General features: G+C 63.7%; 1 protein-coding gene. It reads left to right on the top strand.

Translation table 11 applies throughout. The features are described 5' to 3' along the window. The coding region (locus tag KTN05_RS17980) for a hypothetical protein (RefSeq protein WP_217330716.1) at positions 1–310 on the top strand (310 nt) is incomplete at its 5' end. Between the last annotated feature and the right edge of the window lie 12 nt (positions 311–322).

Genomic DNA, 322 nt, shown 5'->3' with positions numbered 1-322 from the left:
ACCGAAAGCCTCGCCGGCCCGGAGGCGGCGCTTAACCGACAATGACCGGCTGTCCTACGCGATGGCGGTGAAGGGCAAGCTGATGGAGAACGAGACGCTGTCACAGCAGGCCGGGAGCAACCAGAAAGAGCAGTTCGGCAACTCACCGCTCCTGAAAGCTGCGATCATGGATGCGGTCATCGCCGCGCTCGACGCGCATTCTGCAATGAGCCAGCAAGCACTGGAGTCGCAGGCGGTTCAGGATGGGCTCAAGGCGGCGCTAATGGGACCGGGACGTCTTTATGAGGCCCTGCGGGATCAAGCGGCCTGAGGGCTGCACCCG

The organism is Paracoccus sp. Z118, assembly GCF_019061185.1.
Lineage (GTDB): Bacteria > Pseudomonadota > Alphaproteobacteria > Rhodobacterales > Rhodobacteraceae > Paracoccus.
Note: the sequence above shows the minus strand (reverse complement) of the source record. Positions and strands in the feature narration are given on the sequence as shown.